Here is a 17,515-nt window from a genome sequence, read left to right as displayed (position 1 = left end):
TAGAGCCTACAAAATACATAGGAAAGTTGCGGTAGGAGAAACAAAAGGGTAACTTCAGGAGAGGCTGCACTGCAAGCCACACGACCTGCGCCAAAGCCCGCAGCCAGGGCGGGGACTCAGGTACCAACTCAACTGTAGAAGATGATGCCCATGCGAAACGTGTTAAAAATAGGCCTTGCTATGCTGCTTCTCGGCGCCAACGCGCAGGCGCAGAATTATGAGGAGGCCAAAGTTCCTGCCTATACGCTGCCAGCGGTGCTGCAAAAGTCTGACGGAACCTTCGTACGCAACATAGCAACCTGGGAAAAAGAGAGGAGGCCGGAAATCCTGATGCTGTTCGAGGACAATGTCTATGGGCAAATGCCTGAAGCCTACGACAGCATACAATACACCCTTACCAACGAGGCGCCAGACGCCATGCAAGGGAAGGCACATCTGAAAGAGATAGAAATTGCCGTCTGGAGAAACAACAAGCCGGTCAGGATCCCTCTCGTGCTGTTTATTCCCAATAAGGCCAGGAACCCGGTGCCGGCATTCCTTTTCATCAACAACCGCGATCAGAGTAACACAGACCCTACCCGAGCTACTAAAAGTGACTTCTGGCCGGCAGAAAAGGTGGTGGACAGCGGGTATGCCATCGCTGCTTTTCATGTGAGCGATGCGGCCCCAGATAGCAAGGAAACATACCAGGAGGGCGTCCTGCAGCTTTACCCCGAGCAGCTAAAAGCAGAAAACGGCATGAGAGCGATCGGAGCCTGGGCCTGGGCAGCAAGCAGGGCAATGGATTACCTGCAGCAGGACAAGGAGATTGATGCCGGGAAAGTCGCGGTGGTAGGCCATTCGCGCGGCGGGAAGGCGGCCTTGTGGGCCGGGGCACAGGACCAGCGCTTTGCCCTTGTCTTTTCTAACTGCTCCGGAAACACCGGAGCGGCTTTGTCCAGGAGAAAGTTTGGGGAGACAGTCAAAAAGATCAATGATACTTTTCCGCACTGGTTCACGGATTCCTATAAACAGTACAACGATAACGAAGCCGCCCTGCCCGTCGATCAGCACATGCTGGTCGCGCTGATCGCCCCGCGGCCGGTGTACGTCACCAACGCGTCCGAAGACCTTTGGGCCGACCCGAAGGGCACTTACCTTTCGCTGGTGCATGCGCAAAAGGCATATGCCTTGTACAGCAAGGACCCCAAGCTTTCCCCCGGGCCGCCAGCCATCGATAGCCCCATTCTTCATTCCTATATGGGCTATCACAACAGGAAAGGCAAGCATGACCTGACATCATATGACTGGCAGAACTTTATTCTGTTTGCGAATTATCATTACCAGAACAAAGATCGGTAGCCGTTTTTTTAAGCGTGATGGATATATGAGAACGGCTGATGTCGACAGAGATGCTATCCAGATGCTGTCCCTGATATTTTATACCAGCTTCTATATACACCTTCTATAATTATACACAAAAGGCATTCCTATATAACGCCAAAGGATGATGCCCTATATGGAGGACGCTTTAGGGGACCTGGTGTTTGTTATAGCAGGCAGAAAACACACTTTCTTTGCCAAATTAATTTCAAGCCATATATACCCTACCGCTTTTCCTGAAAAACAGGGAATCCTATAGGGCTTGTTTTGCCGGATTGCACTAGCTTTACACCTTCAGCTAAAGCCATGCAGATTATGAGCAGCGATATGAACCATAAGAATTGGGCCGGCAATATAGCCTACAGCACAGGCCATATCCATTATCCCACATCTATTGAGCAGGTGCAGGAAATCGTTAGGAAAAGCGCGAAGGTGAAGGCTTTGGGCTCCCGGCACTCCTTTAACCGAATTGCGGACAGCACAGCAGATCACATCTCCCTCGGTGCCCTGAACAACGTTATTTCCTTAGACGAATCCTCCCGTACCGTAACGGTTGGGGGCGGCATGCGGTACGGTGAACTGGCTCCCTACCTACAGGAGAAGGGCTACGCCTTGCCGAACCTGGCTTCCCTGCCTCACATTTCCATCGTGGGCGCCTGTGCAACCGCTACGCACGGCTCAGGCCTGCAGAACGGCAACCTGGCAACGGCTGTCTCCGGGATGGAGTTTATCACTGCATCCGGTGAGGCCGTGACGATATCAGGAAAAGAGGATGGGGAGCTTTTGAAGGGAGCGGTTGTGAACCTGGGGGCAATCGGCATCGTGACAAAGGTGACGCTCAACCTTCAGCCGGCTTTTCAGATGAAACAGGTGGTGTACCGGAATCTGCCCATGGAAGCACTGGAGACGAACTTCAGGGCAATCATGGAAAGTGGCTACAGCGTCAGCCTGTTCACGACCTGGGAAAATAAAAACATCAACCAGGTATGGATCAAAAGCGTGGAGGATGGAAGTGCTTCTGCGGCTGCCCCGGAATTCTTTGGCGCCCGGCTTGCCACCCATGACCTGCACCCTTTGGAGAATCTGTCCGCCGCACATGCGACAGCGCAAATGGGCGTCTCCGGAGCCTGGTATGAACGCTTGCCGCACTTTAAAATGGGTTTCCAGCCAAGCGCGGGGGAGGAGTTGCAGTCAGAGTATTTTGTTCCGGTGGAGCACGCCTACGAAGCGATGAGCGCGCTGGAGGAGCTTCAGGCCAGGATTACCCCTCATCTTTTTGTGTCCGAGATCAGGGCTATCGCAGCCGATGAGCTGTGGATGAGCCCATGTTACGGCCAAGCCTGCATTGCCTTCCATTTTACCTGGAAGCAGGAGTGGGATGCTGTGCGGCGCATCTTGCCACTGATCGAACAGGTGCTGGCGCCTTACAATGCCCGTCCGCATTGGGGCAAACTGTTCACCATGGCCCCGCCCGTTGTACAGGCTCGCTTCAGCAGGCTGTCATATTTCAGGCAACTGGTTCAGCAGTACGACCCGGACGGGAAATTCCGCAACGCGTTCTTAATGCATCACCTTTACTGCGATTAAGTCTGTTCTACATGGGCAAAAGACAGGATGTAATGGATGAGAAGCCAGGTATTTCGCTGCCAGGCAAGGAACATCTCGCTCAACGGCACGTTGTGTTAGGTACTGCAAACTGGATTAATCATATCTATAGCTGATGCTTGAACGCCAGGTTTACCGCATGCCGAAAGCAGGTTCCATCAGGGATCTGAAACTACAGACGGAAGAACTGGCCCCGCCCGGTACCGGGGAAGTAAGCGTCAGGGTGAAAGCGATCGGGCTCAACTTCGCTGACATTTTCGCCATGCAGGGCCTTTACAGTGCCACGCCAGCAGGATCGTTTATCCCTGGCCTGGAGTTTTCCGGCGATGTCATAGCCGTAGGCGAGGCGGTGAAGGAGTGGAAAGTAGGCGACAAAGTGATGGGGGCCACCAGGTTTGGCGGCTATGTTTCGCACCTCAACATCCATCACCGCTACGTGATCCCGCTCCCGGATGACTGGAGTTTTGAGGAAGGGGCCGGTTTCCTGGTGCAGGGCCTCACGGCCTATTATGCCCTCACAGCCTTAGGCGACCTGCAGCAAGGAATGACCGTGCTGATCCATAGTGCAGCAGGCGGGGTGGGCCTTCTCGCCAACCGCATCTGCAAAAAATACGGAGCATATACCATCGGCAGTGTGGGCCATGCCAGCAAAGTGGATTTCCTGCGCCAGGAAGAAGCCTATGATGCGGTTATACTCCGGGAAGATGATTTTTACGGCAAACTGAAGGCTGCCCTGGGTGATCGTCCGCTTCGCCTGATCATGGAGTGCATCGGCGGCAAAATCCTGATGCAAGGCTGGAAAGCCATGGCACCCATGGGGCGGATGGTGGTATATGGCAACGCCAGCTTTACCAGTCATGGCTCCAGACCCAACTATCCCCAACTCCTCTGGAAGTTTATCCGGCGCCCGAAAATAGACCCGCTGCGCTTGCCTACCCAGAATAAATCGCTCATGGGTCTTAACCTCATCTACCTTTACGAGCAAACGGATATGATGCACCAGATGCTGCAGGCCCTGCAGGCCCTCCAGCTACAGCCACAGCACATCGGCCAGGTCTTTCCCTTCGAAGAGATGCACGCCGCCATCCACCAGTTCCAGCAAGGGAAGACAGTCGGGAAAGTGGTTGTTACGATTGGGGAGCAGGCGGTGCCGTAGTAGCAGTCAAATCGACACCACCATCCATCCCGTGCATGTACTTGCCGAGGTACAGGGTGCGCCTGTGTGCTTCGTTGCGTACAATCCCCCGAATTAATATCAGATACAGAGCTACGGGTGGCAGTATGCCTCATAATATATATAAATTAAACCTTTAGGAGACCTGACTGCAACATTGCTATATACCCCACCTATAGTTTATATATAGCTTACCTGCTTCTGGAGATAATTTTTCTTATAGGATTCCTGTCATAATATTTTCATCCCAACAGGCGAAATGAATTTCGCCTGTTGGGATGAAAATATGCCCTGATCCGAAATTGATTTCGGACCAACCCCTCTAATTCAGCTGATTAAGCCACTTCTAAAGTTGGTATAGTACTTGGCTTTACGGGCTGAGTACAAACTTAACTTTTAATATTACAGCTATGCATGACATTGATCGCACTTTAAGAGAACAAGAATATTCTGATGAACTGGAGTTTGATCAGGAGTTCAACGATGAGGCTTATCAGGGGCTTGGCTACGAATCGGACGGGCAGGCTGGCTTTGGCGCTGGAAATGAGCTGGAGTTCGACCAGGAGTTTGACATGGAGTTCCTGTATGAGTACGACGGGGAAATTCCGGAGAGCCTGGAGATGGAACTGGCCGATGAGCTGCTGAATGTAAGCAACGAGCAGGAACTGGATCAGTTTCTAGGGAAGCTCATCCGGAAGGCGGGCCGGGCTGTGGGCAAGTTCGCCCGTTCTTCGGCCGGCAGGGCCATTGGCGGGTTGCTGAAGAGCGTGGCTAAGAAAGCGCTTCCCATCGCGGGTACTGCCCTGGGCACCTTTGTGGGCGGGCCTTTAGGAGGGGCCCTTGGCGGTAAGCTGGGGTCGATGGCAACCAAGCTTTTCGAGCTGGACCTGGAGGGGCTGAGTCCGGAGGATCAGCAGTTTGAAGTGTCCAGAGCCTATGTCCGTTTTGCCAACAACGCTTTGCGGCAGGGGGCAGCGGTTGCCCGCAACAACCCCGGGGCCTCGCCTCGCCAGATTGTGCAGACGGCCATCAGAAAATCGGCAAGCCAGCATGCGCCGGGGCTGTTAGCCAACAGCTACGGTGTAAGCAGAAGACAAAGCAACCTCCCGATCAGGGCAAGGAAAGGAACCTGGATCAGGAAGGGAAGAACAGTGATACTATATGACATCTAGCGCAAAGGGAAATGTTTCATAAAATTTAACCAAAGAAGCCATGTACAACAACAGAGAATATGAATTCGATAACGAAATGGAGTTCGATAATGAATTCGAGTTTGATAACGAGCAGGAAAGCGGTGGATTTGACCAGGAGTTCAGCGATGAGTTCGAAATGGAGTTTCTGACCGATCAAGAGGGAGAACTGGGTGACAGCTTGGAGATGGAGATAGCAGGCGAGCTTCTCACCGTCAGCAACGACCAGGAGCTGGACCAGTTTCTGGGTAGTTTGGCAAAAAGGGCAGGCAGGGCTGTCGTTAGCTTCGCGAAGTCTCCGGCAGGGAACATGATCAAGGGCGCACTGAAAAAAATAGCCAAGAAAGCCCTGCCCATTGCGGGCAAAGCCATTGGGGGGTACTTCGGCGGCTCGGCTGGCAGCGCGATAGGCGGAAAGCTGGGGACTATGGCGACCAAGCTGTTTGAGCTGGAGTTGGAGGGGCTCAGCCCGGAAGACCAGGAGTTCGAAGTTTCCAAGGCTTATGTCCGCTTTGCCAACGATGCCCTCCGTAAAGGGGCGATGGCCGCAAAGCGAAACCCGAATGCCCGGCCCCAGCAAATTGTAAAGACAGCACTGAAGCAGTCGGCAAGCGTGTATGCTCCCGGGCTGCTGACCAGTAGTTCCAGCATGGGAGGCAGACCAAGCAGGGTGCCTATCCGCGCCAGGAAAGGAACCTGGGTCCGCAAGGGGAGGGCCCTGATCTTGTACGAGATGTGATGGCTCGGTCAGTAGCCGATACCCAGTTCCTGGAAAATGAGGCGCTTTCCCTGCTGGGCAGGTTAGATACCGTCAAGCCATTTGCGCTGAACACGCCCATGGTACGGGCAGCCGCAATCTCAGACGAAGCACAGAAGGGAATTACCTCCTTACTGAACAGGGTCAGCAGGGAAGTAAAGCACAAAATAGAAGCCTACATCCTGTGGTTGAAGAACCCGTTAAACGCCCGGGTCCCAGCTTCCGAAGCCCAGGGCCGGTTCGCCTATCTGAAACTACGGTTCAACAACCTGCTGGACCAGCTGGATATATTCGCCGACGTGTTATCTCAAAGGGGAGAGCATATCACGGGCGTTTGGCTGGCCGGGCTGGATGTACTGGCAAAGGACGCCCTTGTGTTGCCAGGCAGCTATTACGAGGCGCCGCCGCTGGTCTGCTTCATTGAACGGGGACATGGAGCAGCCATCCGGCGGGCCCGGACCAGGCTACCGGGCGGAGACGATAACCCGGTGGCCGTGATTCAGGTGCCTCGCGAAAGGCTGATCGGAAGCGGGATTGCGTCATCCATCGTGCATGAGGTCGGGCATCAGGGGGCAGCCCTTTTAAATCTCGTTGATTCGGTGAAGGCGGCCCTCGGCGAACGTCAGGCACAGGGGCAGGATGTGTTCGCCTGGAAACTCCTGGACCGGTGGATCTCGGAGATACTCTCTGATTTCTGGGCCATGGCGCAACTGGGCATCGGCGCTACCCTCGGCCTGATGAACGTGGTGAGCCTGCCCAGCTACTTTGTCTTCCGGATCGGGACGGATGGGCCGCACCCTTTCCCGTGGATCCGGGTGAAGATCAGCATCGCGGTCGGCCGGGCGCTGTTTCCGCACCTGCAGTGGAGGTACCTGGAAAATACGTGGGAATCGTTTTACCCCGCCCGGAAACAGAAAGCCACTACGCGGCAGACCGTGCAGGCCCTGGAGCACATCTTACCCAGCTTTGCTGATCTGGTTGTCAATCACCGCCCGGATAGTCTCCGGGGCCAGGCGCTGAAGGATGTTTTCCCGGTGAAGGAGCGGCAACCCGTCCATTTGCAGAAACTCTACAAGCGCTGGAAATACGCCCCCAGGCTTATGGAGGCAGCTCCGCCGACACTCGCCTTTGCGGTGCTCGGGCAGGCTAAATCCGACGGCAACATCACATCGGTAGAAGAGGTTTTCCTGATCCGGCGCATGCTCACGCACTGGGCCCTGTTGCGGACCATGCATGATTGTGGTGCTGGTAAGACCCTTCAGGCCAGCGCGTTGCAGCACAGGCAGATCAACTTTACAGAACAGCAACTTCAACTTATTTAAAAACAGGAGGTTATCATGCAAAGCAAATTAAACAAGATCTTCCCGGAAGAGGTGATAGTTGGCGACAAAGTCGTCATATCGCTTAGCCTGAAAGAAGAAAAACCGGGTGAACTCGACTTCGGGTATCTGAGAGCTAATGACGCAATTGGACCTAGATTAGAAATACTGGATTTATTAACTGCTATCCCAATTAATGGTATTGGGAAACTGCCGTTCTCCTACAAAGGGAATGAACAGGAAGGGCAGATAGAATTCTTTTGGCAATTGTTGCCAGATTCCCCATTAGCCCCGGGTATATATGAAGCAACAGCGACTTATATACCAAAGCGGGGAGCTCCATCTGAGGGAGTAGGGCCGCTCAGATTTAATATTTCCCCTCCTGCCACAAGAACCGTGATTGAGACGCCGGTTAAAGTTTCCATGACGGAGGCAAAGCGGATTTCCTCTTCTGACCAACTGCTGTGGGTACTGATCCGGAACCGCACCATCGACTTCAACAAATACAAAGGCTTCATGGATGCCTTGATGTGCGATGATAAGCCAAGGCGGCCTGGGGCAATACAGGAATATATGCACTCCAACCGGCTTCCCTACCATAATGCCGCTTCCTTTAGCCTGCTGAAATACGCCACTGAATATTATATGATGCAGGAATGCGGGCTGGTTCCCAGTGGATTATATGAGCCAGGCATGAATATAAGGTGGGATTTGCTGAACGAAGAAGTGTTGAACGGCAAAGTGATCGAAGATGAGCTTGGCCGTACAGGCCGCTCCACCCTTGATCTAGCAGATATAAAAGATAATTATCTGGAAGAGCTGAACGGGGAGGGAGGCTATGCGCTTCCTTATTTTAATATGATCAGGGAGAAGTTAAAGGAAGTTCCCCTGAAAGAGCCGTTTGAAATACCGGATATCCTGCTAAAGGCAGGAATAGAGGTTAGAGATGGGGGAAATTTTGATGATATCACACTGTCCGTGTCTCCTCCACGAGGCTTGCATCTTTCCAAAGCCTGCTACGGCATCTCCAAATCTAAATTACTCGGCCCCTGCATGATTGAGCTGCTGTGGTCGTACTGGCATGAGGAGGCCGGGCTGGTGCAGACGATGAACGCCATCAGCAGGCGCTTCCAGAACGTGCGCAGCACCTCCTCCAGCAAAGACCCGCTGGCTAACCTGAACTTAGACCCACTTCGCCCGCTGAGCAACCTGCTGTGGGGGTATATAGAGGACGAGCGGACCCGCCTGAGCATTACCAGACGTAACCTGGAGTACCAGTACGAATACGGTATATCACTGATCGGTAAGGCCGTATCGCAGGTGAGCGTGGCAGAGCACCGCACGCAGTTTATCCGCGCTTTCCACAGCCTCCTCAAAGCCTGCCTTGATTTCTATAACCAGGCGAATTTCACGACCGTAATCCCGGATGCCTTCCCGCTGTTGAATCATCTCCGTGAAGTACACCTGCTGCTTGCAGAGGGAGCCCATAACCAGTACGGCGACCTGGCCTGGACCTCCAGGGTGGAGATGCTGACGCAGCAATGGCTGTTGTCGCGGCCCGAGATGCGGGAGTTTATCGGCAGCCGCATCATGGTGCCATACACAGAGGCGTGGATGGATAAGGTGGACACGATGAAACAACTCCAGGATTGGAACGTGCCGAATGTCACGCACTTCCACGACCTGGCCGTGTTCGGAGAGCAACTGCTGCTATCGATCCGATTCGGGGGCTGGAACTCCACAACGGGTGTTGGGGGCACTAACGCAGGCAACTGGGCGCACTACTGGCGTAATGAGGTGCAGCGGTACGTGCACGCGTACAACGCCGTAACCGGCGTGGACCTGAATGCCGACGTGGCCGACGCCCGGGTGCAGATCACCTCGCAGGAAGAACGGTATGTGCAGCCCGCTTATCTGATCCAGAAGCAGGCAGCCTTGCAGAAAAGCAGACAACGCCAGACCTTGCCGAGCAGCAGGTCGCAGGCTGCGCTGCCCATGAGTATGCAAACAACCCTAAAGCAGGGCGCTGCCATTCCTGTACCTGTCCAAAAAAAGCTGAATGGATGATTTCACATCAGCGCTTTACCTGGGCCTCCATAACCCTGCGGACAAGGTACAGCCGTGGCGGCAGCTGACCACAGGTGTGCCGGCGGCCTTGCGGGAGCGGGCCGCTGACCGGTGGCTCGCAAAGGAAGTGGCCCGCATGCAGGGCCTGGAAAAGGGGGTGATCGCCCCGTCTTCCCTGCACCTGTTCTGGGATGTGATGAGCATGCTGGGGGCAAAAGACCTGGTGTTAGCTGACGACAAGGTGTACCAGATCGCGCGGTGGGGGCTGGAAAGGGCCGCCTGCCACGGGGCGAAGGTGATCTACTTCAAACACCACGATGCGAAGAGTCTGCAGCTGCAGTTGCAGCGGCATCAGCCCAGTCGCAGTTCATCTGTTCTGGTGGTGTCGGACGGGTGGTGCCCGCACTGTGGCAAAGCGGCCCCTTTGCCTGCCTATCTTGCCGCGGTGCGGAAGCACAAGGGCCTCCTGCTGCTTGATGACACGCAGGCTTTCGGCGTGCTGGGCAAAGCCCCCTCCGGAAGCATGCCCTACGGAGAAGGCGGGGGCGGGCTGCTGCAGTGGTTCGGATTAAGCGGACCGGACATCATCACCATCTGTTCGCTGGCAAAAGGGTTTGGTGTCCCGCTTGCAGTGCTGAGCGGGAGCGCCACGTGGCTGAAAGGGTTCTTGCGGCAGAGCGAAACGAGGTTGCACTGCAGCCCTGTGTCGGCGGCCCATGTGCATGCGGCGCAATATGCGCTGGCGGAGAACAGGAGAGCAGGTGCCATGCTTCGGCAAAAGCTGCTGCAGCACGTGCTGTTTTTCAAGGCAGCGGTGTCACGGGCGGGGTTTACGTCCCGCGGCAGCTTTTTCCCGGTGCAAACGTTATCCCGCAACCGTGCCATTTCCGGACAGGCACTGTATCAGCTGCTTTCCGAGAATGGCATAAGGGCTTTGCTGCTGGAGCCGCATTCGTCTCAGGAGGCACTGGTTGGCTTTTGTCTCTCTGCCGCTCATACCACTGCCCAGCTAAAGCGTGTGGCTGAGTGCCTTTTTCACACGAAGAATTCTGTCCTCCAAACGGTATAGCTTTATGGATAATGCCTATATAAAATCGCAACCACAACATGGCTTCTATCAGCCAGGTGCCGAAAGGGAAGTGCCTCTCCGGAAAGATATCGCACCGTATGTGGCTACCAACAAGGGGGGCGTTCCGGTTACGCGGCTGCGGGCTGTCATCACGCTGCATGACCGGCTGCCTGCTTTTACCATCAAAACAATCAAGCCCTATATAACGAAACACATCGTAAGCGGAATAGGGGGTTTAGGACATGCGCTGGTACCGGTTCAAAGCAAAGGCGGGCGTGAGTTTGTCTCGTTGCCAAGCACGGGGGTGCGGGGTAACGGAGGCGTCCTGTTCCTGCCGCGGCCAGGAACCAACACCGTCCGGCTGTTTGCCTGGAACGTCGAGCGGTTGAGCCTGTCCCGAAACTGCAGCAACCAGAGCCACGCTGAAACGCAGTTCCTGAACTGGTTTAACGGCCACGCCAAGCGGTATCCCGGTTTTGTCAGCCGCGTCAAACGCATTCACCTCTATATAAACAAAAGCCCGTGTGGGGGATGCACGGAAGACCTCTGCAGCTTTGTGAGGAAACACGGTTTAGGAGGTAAGGTGCACATCACCTGGGCTAAAACCTATACGAAGGGCACCTGTGGCATTATGGATGTGCAAAAAATGAAACAGTGCGGCATCCAGGTTTTGTCCGATCAGGAACTACAATCAGAAAACGGTCCCCGGCTCCGAAACATCAAGGTGGAAAAGCAACAGGCGCACACCTATATGCTGGACAAAAGGGTGCACTCCCCGAAACCCCAAGCAGTTAACAGAAGACTGGAGCGGCTGTTCAAGTCCCCGGCAGGGAAGCCGGCCAGCCTGCTGTCGCGGGTTTTCGCCAGCCCCCATAACCGAGCCCGGGTAAAACGCCTTTTCCAGCGGGCCATCGACCAGGGCAACTTTACAAAGCGGGTGGGTGGGGGATATGAGGCCGTCATTCCCTTTAAACACACCACGGGGTGGTCGTACGGCAGGCCGGTTAAGCGTTTAAAGATGATTTTGGACAAAAAGGGAAGCTGGCATTATTACCCAGTACCCTGAGCTACGCACTAATTTAATTGCATATATGGCTTCGGTAAAATCTGCTTTATCTTATGCTTCGGCCAACTTTGCAGAATCCGTACAGGATTTAGCCAGCTTCATACGTTTTGAGAGCATAGGCACGGACACAAAGTACAAGCGCCAGACAGCCGCCTGTGCCGGTTGGCTGGCCAAACATTTAAAGCAGATTGGGTTGGAGCATGTACAGGTTTTTGCAACCAAAAACCATCCTGTTGTGTACGCCGACTGGATCCGGTATCCGTCAAAACCAACTTTGATCCTCTACGGCCATTATGATGTGCAGCCGGTAGAACCGATTCAGGAGTGGGTAAGGGCACCTTTCAAGCCTATTGTGTCAGGTAATTATATATATGGCAGGGGGGCATCAGACGACAAGGGGCAGTTACTGGCGCACGTTAAAGCGCTTGAAGCGTTCTTGAAAACGCAGCGACAGTTGCCAGTCAACGTGAAATGCGTTTTTGAGGGCGAAGAGGAGATGGGCAGCCCCAACCTGCAAAATTTTCTGCACACGCACAGAGACCTCCTGAAAGCAGATGTAGCTGTATTGTCAGATATGGCTATTATGGCGAAGGATAAACCGTCTTTGACCTACGCGCTGCGGGGCAGCCTGAGCGTTGAGCTGGAGGTAAGGGGGCAAGGCGTAGACCTGCATTCCGGTAATTTCGGCGGTGCGGTACACAATCCGTTGCAAGTCCTGTGCGAGCTGCTCGCGAAGCTGCATGATGCCTCGGGTAAAATCGCTATCCCCGGGTTTTATGCCTCTGTCAAAGATTATGAGCAGCAGGAAAGGGCCTATATGGCACGCTATGGCCCAACGGACAAAGAAATCCTGCAAAATGCTCGCGCTGCAAAGGGGTGGGGAGAAGAAGAATTTACCGCATATGAGCGTACCACCATCCGGCCATCGCTGAGCATTAACGGCATCGTGGGCGGATACCAGGGGCAGGGTGTGAAATCAGTTATCCCCTCGAAGGCGAGCGCAAAACTCAACTTCCGGATCGTCCCGAACCAGGACCCTTACGTGGTGGAGAAACTGTTCAGGCAGTATATAAAAAAGCTAACCCCTGCTACTGTCACCACCCATGTTCATGCGAACCTGCACGCCAGGTCTTATGAGATCGGCGTGAGGCATCCGGTGCTGCAGGCCGGAAAGTTAGCTTACGCCAGGGGGTTCGGGGTGGCCCCTGTTCTTACCCGCATCGGGGGGACCATCCCGGTGCTGAGCCTGTTCGAGGAAGAACTGAACATCCCTTCCGTCTTACTAGGCTTCGGGTTACCCGATGATCGCATTCACGCGCCTAACGAGCGTTTTTATCTGCCCAATTTCCTGAAAGGTATTCATACCTGCATCTGGTTTATGGCAGCTTTAAGTAAATACAAGTTGTCTGCTAAAAAAACTGGAAAAGCCGCGGTAGTAAGCGAGCCGTAAAGCTGCAGCACCAGCACGAATAAATTAACCCATATGCCATGATCATAGACTGCCATTGCCATGCCGGAAAAGGGGATGGGCTCACAGGGCCTTGGGACACGGATGCTCCCCTGACAGACTACCTGGAGTGGGCGAAGGAGGCGGGGATTCAGAAAACCGTCATTTTTGCCGCTTTCCACTCCGATTACCGGGTAGCCAACAGAGAGGTAGCCAGCATCGTGCGCAAATACCCGAACCGGTTTTACGGGTTCGCCTTCATTCACCCGGAGCGGGACAGGGGAAGGGTATATGAGATGGTAAAAACCGCCGTGCAGGCTTATAAGTTCTGCGGCATCAAAGTCCACCGTTACGATGCCCGGATTACCCGCGAGATTTGCGAGGCCGCCCGCAGCTTTCGCCTGCCCATCCTGTACGATGTGATGGGAGAGGTAGCGGTGGTGGAGCTCCTGGCAACGCAGTACCCGGAGGTGAATTTCATTATCCCGCACCTGGGCAGTTTCGCAGATGACTGGAAAGCCCAACTGGCCTTGATTGACCATCTTGTCCGGCATCCGAATATCTACACGGACACCTCTGGCGTGCGTCGCTTTGATATCCTGAAGAAGGCGTTTGAACGGGTCGGCGCGCACAAGTTTCTTTTTGGTTCTGACGGGCCCTGGCTGCACCCGGGGGTAGAGCTCGCTAAAATACGGGCGCTGCATTTATCTGTGAAAGAGGAACGAATGGTGCTGGCAGCAAACCTTCTTCGCCTGCTTTCAAAAGCGGGGGCGAAGGCCTCACGCGTTTCAGGCAAAGCCGGAGCTATACCTGCCGGGCTTCCTCCTTCCAGGTACCGCGACCCCTGGTTAGCAGGCCAGGAAGTGTTCGGACTAACTTAAAAGGACGAAGAGGCAAAGCTGTATGTGGTTCGATTCCCTTTAATTTAGGAATAGCATTGGGCAGGACGATGCAGATAACAAAGTTATATCCCCCTCAGGTAGGGATTCGGAGCATCTGTCTTTTTATGCATCTGAAGTATCCGCTCGCTGCAACCAAGCTGCTGGGCCGCCTCTTTGATGTTTCCGTTCTTATCTTCAATAGCTATTTCCTTGGCGAAAGCCGTCACCATGTCTTTTAAGTCTTTCAGGCCGACACCGGCGTAGAACAGTCTTTTCACGGCCTGCTCCAACTCTCCTTTCCCTGGTAGGTGCTCGGCATCTCCAAACACAGGCCTGTCGGCTTCCGGTATATCACCAAGCGTGAAAGGACCATCACCCATATGCTTATTCGCGATCCGGCTCACCAGTTGCTGCAACTCACGCACATTGCCCGGAAAGTCACGGACGGACAGGTACTCATATACCTCCGGATCAACGTGCTGGTGTTTGTGATGGTCATGCTGCAGGAAATGGTCTACAAGCAGCGGGATGTCTTCTCTCCTTTCCCGCAGGGGCGGGAGGCGGCACAAATACCCTGAAACCCGGTAGAACAGGTCTTGCCGGAAGTGACCGCTTTTAACGTCCTCTGTCAGGTTGCGGTTTGTAGCGCTAATGAGGCGGAAATCAGTCTTGCGCCAGGTATTGCTGCCCACCCGCTTGTATGTACCTTCCTGCAGCACGCGCAGCAACTCCGCCTGCAGGGGCGCTGGCAGCTCTCCCAACTCGTCTAAAAAGAGGGTTCCTCCGTTGGCAAGCGCAAAGGCCCCGTCCCGGGTGCTGATGGCGTTGGTGAAAGCCCCCTTTTCGTGCCCGAAAAGTTCGCTCCCGGAAAGGCCGGGTACAATAGTCGTACAATCCACCACCACGAGGTCTTGCTTGTGCGGGCGTGGGTCCAGCGCGTGTATTTCCCTGGTGATGAGCTCTTTTCCGGTCCCGCTTTCACCGAGGAGGAGAACCGGGCAGCTGGCAGATGCCATCTCCGCTATTTGCCGCAGGGTGGCATGCCAGATTTTGCTTTTGCCGATCAATACCTGGTGCAGGTGCTGAAGTTGCTGCTTCGCTTTTTCCCAATACCTCAGCCGGGCCGTGATGGACTCGACTGGTTTCTCAGCGGCATTCCAGACAAAAACATCAGATGCCCCGGCATTCAGTAGTTTCCACGCGGTGCCTTTCGGTAAAGCGCTCAGGGAGACAGCGATGATCTGCTGCCCGCACAGCGGCGCAATGGCGTTAACATAAGCGGCAACGGCTTCTAACGCGGAGGGATGATCGAAAAAAACGACTCCAGGGCCTGTTGGCTGGTCCTGCTGGTGAAGTATCTGAACGTCTACTTCAGCCTTCTCCAGCGTGTAGATTACATCCGTTAGCTCTGATAAATTTCGGCAAAAGTGGCTGAGCCAGAGCTCAGCACGGGCTATATTTTTCAGCATGGTTACAGGAAACTGACATGGCGGGTAGCATGTAAACCAAATACCGGGGACCTACGAAATCATTTCGTGCCTGCTTTTCAGAGAAAGCATAAAAATATCAGCCACAGGGACGCTGAAGGAGGAAAGGGTGATTTAAAGCTAGGGGAAGCTTAACGAAGTGAAGTTAAAAAAAATAATGAGAAAACCATATAAAATTGATGTTTTTTTGTAAAGCTGCCGCAGCAGGCTTTATATATAAGCAACAGCTGGCACCTGATCAAAATAAATTGCATGACCATATACAGGCAATACTATAGAATCTAACGCAACCGCTACACAGGCTGCAACTTTAGCAGCTGCCCCGGCTAAAATTGGCAACTCCCCGGTAGTTCTTAAGTGAAGGCGCTTGGGTTCGTGATTAGATATTTTATATATTAGGCTCAGAAGTTTTCTCTATGGTAAATTTTTTGAGTTGTGATTGGGGAACATCCTCTTTCAGGCTACGGCTTGTGGAGGCCCAAAGCTTCCGGGTACTGGCAGTACAGGAGTCGCAGGAAGGCATTGCCGCTACTTTCAACCGACTGGATCTAAGAACGAGAGAGAACCCGGAAGAGAGACTGCGGTCTTACCTGCTCCTTATAAAGAAGTATATCTCCGGAATAGAGCAGGAGAAAAACACAGGCCTGGCTGGGGTACCGGTAATTATATCAGGGATGGCTTCCTCTTCTATCGGCATGGCGAACCTGCCTTACCGGGACCTTCCGTTCAGCGTCGACGGAAGAGATATAGGAGCCGCTTATTATGACGCAAGCCCGGGTTTTGCGCATCCGGTGTTGCTGGTTTCCGGCGTGCGAAGCGAAACGGACGTGATGCGGGGCGAGGAGACACAACTGATCGGGAGCGTTCCGGACAATGCCACCGCCGCAGATGGAATCTATATCTTCCCGGGCACTCACTCCAAGCATATATGGGTGAAAAACGGACAGGTGACTGCCTTCAAAACCTATATGACCGGGGAGTTATTCAAGCTACTGTCTGAGGAGAGCATTCTGCGGGAGGGTGTGGAAGAAAATGACAACCTGCACAATACCAACTACCTGCAACATTTTGAAGACGGCGTCCGCGATGCTCAGGGTACGAACCTGCTGCACAGCGTGTTCCGGGTCAGAACCAATAGCCTGTTCGGGAAACGCTCGAAACAGGAGAACTTCAACTACCTGAGCGGATTGCTGATTGGGGCGGAGTTAGGTGAGATAACGCCTGCAGAAACCCCTCACGTATACCTGTGTTGCGGTTCTAACCTGAAAGGGAGGTATGCGGCAGCCCTCGGCGTCTTGGGCATTAAGGACAAAGCCCAAACCTTTCCCGCCGATTGGGCGGATGAGGCCGTTGTAAGGGGGCAGGTAAAAATATACAAACAATTTACCCATAGCACATGAGCGCATCTTTTTCCTGGGAAGCCTTTGAGAAAATCCCGGTGGTAGGCATTTTAAGGAACATGCCGCCGCAGCATCTGCACCATTTAGCGGCTGTGTTCCTGGATGCCGGTTTATCCACCCTGGAAATCACCATGAATTCGGCGGGCGCCACAGAAACCATATCCTCGCTGGTGAAAACCTTTGGAGACCGGCTGAACATCGGCGCAGGCACCGTCTGTACGCTGCAGGACCTGGACCAGGCACTAGACGCCGGGGCGCAGTTCATTGTGACACCTGTTCTTAAGAAATCCATCATCAAAGCCTGTGTGAAGAAAAAAGTGCCGGTATTTCCGGGGGCCTATACGCCTACAGAAATTTACAAAGCCTGGGAGTTGGGCGCCAGCATGGTAAAAGTGTTTCCGGCAGGCCAGCTTGGTTCAAGCTATATCAAAGAAGTTCTGGCTCCCCTGGATCATATCAAGCTACTGCCCACCGGCGGCATCGATCAGCACAACTTTACAGAATTCCTCGGGGCCGGCGCCAGTGGCCTTGGCATGGGAAGCCACCTGGTGCCCAGGTTGATGGTGGAAAAGGAACAGTGGGACGAGTTGCGGGCACACTTGGACGTTTTTGTAGACAAGTTTCAACGCTTCAGGCAAAAGCCTGTATGATGCGGGCATACGCCAGGCGCTTCAGGAGAAGCAACCACAGC

The 17,515-nt window shown here is 54.0% G+C and carries 14 protein-coding genes; 13 read left to right on the top strand and 1 reads right to left on the bottom strand.

Annotated features, from left to right (window positions below; genetic code table 11):
• Positions 1-180: 180 nt before the first annotated feature.
• The 11 genes from ABD920_RS14165 to ABD920_RS14115 all read left to right on the top strand — a co-directional run bounded on the left by ABD920_RS14165 (position 181) and on the right by ABD920_RS14115 (position 13,937).
• Positions 181-1,341, top strand: a complete 1,161-nt coding sequence (locus ABD920_RS14165; RefSeq protein WP_345159943.1) for a dienelactone hydrolase family protein — start codon at positions 181-183, stop codon at positions 1,339-1,341.
• A gap of 348 nt (positions 1,342-1,689) precedes the next feature.
• Positions 1,690-2,949, top strand: coding sequence for an FAD-binding protein (locus tag ABD920_RS14160; protein ID WP_345159942.1), 1,260 nt, complete (start codon positions 1,690-1,692; stop codon positions 2,947-2,949).
• 133 nt (positions 2,950-3,082) lie between these two features.
• The gene (locus tag ABD920_RS14155; RefSeq protein WP_345159940.1) at positions 3,083-4,123 is read left to right on the top strand and encodes an alcohol dehydrogenase catalytic domain-containing protein; all 1,041 of its coding nucleotides are present in this window, start codon (positions 3,083-3,085) and stop codon (positions 4,121-4,123) included.
• A 428-nt stretch (positions 4,124-4,551) separates the two neighbouring features.
• Positions 4,552-5,313: a hypothetical protein gene (locus ABD920_RS14150; protein WP_345159939.1), complete on the top strand. Its 762-nt coding sequence runs from the start codon at positions 4,552-4,554 to the stop codon at positions 5,311-5,313.
• Positions 5,314-5,353: 40 nt separating this feature from the next.
• The gene (locus ABD920_RS14145) at positions 5,354-6,070 is read left to right on the top strand and encodes a hypothetical protein (protein WP_345159938.1); all 717 of its coding nucleotides are present in this window, start codon (positions 5,354-5,356) and stop codon (positions 6,068-6,070) included.
• A complete protein-coding gene (locus ABD920_RS14140) occupies positions 6,070-7,410 on the top strand; it encodes a hypothetical protein (protein WP_345159937.1) in 1,341 nt (446 codons plus the stop codon). The genes ABD920_RS14145 and ABD920_RS14140 overlap by 1 nt, the downstream gene beginning before the upstream one ends.
• Before the next feature lie 15 nt (positions 7,411-7,425).
• The gene (locus ABD920_RS14135; RefSeq protein ID WP_345159935.1) at positions 7,426-9,474 is read left to right on the top strand and encodes a hypothetical protein; all 2,049 of its coding nucleotides are present in this window, start codon (positions 7,426-7,428) and stop codon (positions 9,472-9,474) included.
• Positions 9,467-10,543 carry a hypothetical protein gene (locus tag ABD920_RS14130; protein WP_345159934.1) on the top strand — a complete coding sequence of 359 codons (1,077 nt, stop codon included), beginning with the start codon at positions 9,467-9,469 and terminating at the stop codon, positions 10,541-10,543. The genes ABD920_RS14135 and ABD920_RS14130 overlap by 8 nt, the downstream gene beginning before the upstream one ends.
• Positions 10,544-10,547: 4 nt before the next feature.
• Entirely contained in the window at positions 10,548-11,609 is a 1,062-nt protein-coding gene (locus ABD920_RS14125; protein ID WP_345159933.1) for a hypothetical protein, read from the top strand.
• A gap of 25 nt (positions 11,610-11,634) precedes the next feature.
• Positions 11,635-13,059: a dipeptidase gene (locus ABD920_RS14120; RefSeq protein ID WP_345159932.1), complete on the top strand. Its 1,425-nt coding sequence runs from the start codon at positions 11,635-11,637 to the stop codon at positions 13,057-13,059.
• A 38-nt stretch (positions 13,060-13,097) separates the two neighbouring features.
• A complete protein-coding gene (locus ABD920_RS14115) occupies positions 13,098-13,937 on the top strand; it encodes an amidohydrolase family protein (protein ID WP_345159931.1) in 840 nt (279 codons plus the stop codon).
• 83 nt (positions 13,938-14,020) lie between these two features.
• On the opposite strand, the gene ABD920_RS14110 is transcribed toward ABD920_RS14115, so the two are convergent.
• Positions 14,021-15,406, bottom strand: coding sequence for a sigma 54-interacting transcriptional regulator (locus ABD920_RS14110; RefSeq protein WP_345159930.1), 1,386 nt, complete (start codon positions 15,404-15,406; stop codon positions 14,021-14,023).
• Positions 15,407-15,840: 434 nt separating this feature from the next.
• Between ABD920_RS14110 and ABD920_RS14105 the strand changes: the two genes are divergently transcribed.
• Positions 15,841-16,824 (top strand): 2-dehydro-3-deoxygalactonokinase, encoded by a 984-nt coding sequence (locus ABD920_RS14105; RefSeq protein ID WP_345159928.1) that lies wholly within the window; start codon positions 15,841-15,843, stop codon positions 16,822-16,824.
• The gene (locus tag ABD920_RS14100; protein ID WP_345159926.1) at positions 16,821-17,474 is read left to right on the top strand and encodes a bifunctional 4-hydroxy-2-oxoglutarate aldolase/2-dehydro-3-deoxy-phosphogluconate aldolase; all 654 of its coding nucleotides are present in this window, start codon (positions 16,821-16,823) and stop codon (positions 17,472-17,474) included. The genes ABD920_RS14105 and ABD920_RS14100 overlap by 4 nt, the downstream gene beginning before the upstream one ends.
• Positions 17,475-17,515: the final 41 nt, after the last annotated feature.

This window comes from Pontibacter saemangeumensis (assembly GCF_039541895.1).
Lineage (GTDB): Bacteria > Bacteroidota > Bacteroidia > Cytophagales > Hymenobacteraceae > Pontibacter > Pontibacter saemangeumensis.
This window is presented reverse-complemented; position numbering and strand designations above follow the sequence as displayed.

Coding starts and splice junctions, on each gene's coding strand:
- ABD920_RS14155 (WP_345159940.1), top strand. CDS start 3,083: ATGCTTGAACGCCAGGTTTACCGCATGCCGAAAGCAGGTTCCATCAGG.
- ABD920_RS14110 (WP_345159930.1), bottom strand. CDS start 15,406: ATGCTGAAAAATATAGCCCGTGCTGAGCTCTGGCTCAGCCACTTTTGC.
- ABD920_RS14130 (WP_345159934.1), top strand. CDS start 9,467: ATGGATGATTTCACATCAGCGCTTTACCTGGGCCTCCATAACCCTGCG.
- ABD920_RS14100 (WP_345159926.1), top strand. CDS start 16,821: ATGAGCGCATCTTTTTCCTGGGAAGCCTTTGAGAAAATCCCGGTGGTA.
- ABD920_RS14120 (WP_345159932.1), top strand. CDS start 11,635: ATGGCTTCGGTAAAATCTGCTTTATCTTATGCTTCGGCCAACTTTGCA.
- ABD920_RS14135 (WP_345159935.1), top strand. CDS start 7,426: ATGCAAAGCAAATTAAACAAGATCTTCCCGGAAGAGGTGATAGTTGGC.
- ABD920_RS14150 (WP_345159939.1), top strand. CDS start 4,552: ATGCATGACATTGATCGCACTTTAAGAGAACAAGAATATTCTGATGAA.
- ABD920_RS14145 (WP_345159938.1), top strand. CDS start 5,354: ATGTACAACAACAGAGAATATGAATTCGATAACGAAATGGAGTTCGAT.
- ABD920_RS14105 (WP_345159928.1), top strand. CDS start 15,841: ATGGTAAATTTTTTGAGTTGTGATTGGGGAACATCCTCTTTCAGGCTA.
- ABD920_RS14125 (WP_345159933.1), top strand. CDS start 10,548: ATGGATAATGCCTATATAAAATCGCAACCACAACATGGCTTCTATCAG.
- ABD920_RS14160 (WP_345159942.1), top strand. CDS start 1,690: ATGAACCATAAGAATTGGGCCGGCAATATAGCCTACAGCACAGGCCAT.
- ABD920_RS14115 (WP_345159931.1), top strand. CDS start 13,098: ATGATCATAGACTGCCATTGCCATGCCGGAAAAGGGGATGGGCTCACA.
- ABD920_RS14165 (WP_345159943.1), top strand. CDS start 181: ATGCTGCTTCTCGGCGCCAACGCGCAGGCGCAGAATTATGAGGAGGCC.
- ABD920_RS14140 (WP_345159937.1), top strand. CDS start 6,070: ATGGCTCGGTCAGTAGCCGATACCCAGTTCCTGGAAAATGAGGCGCTT.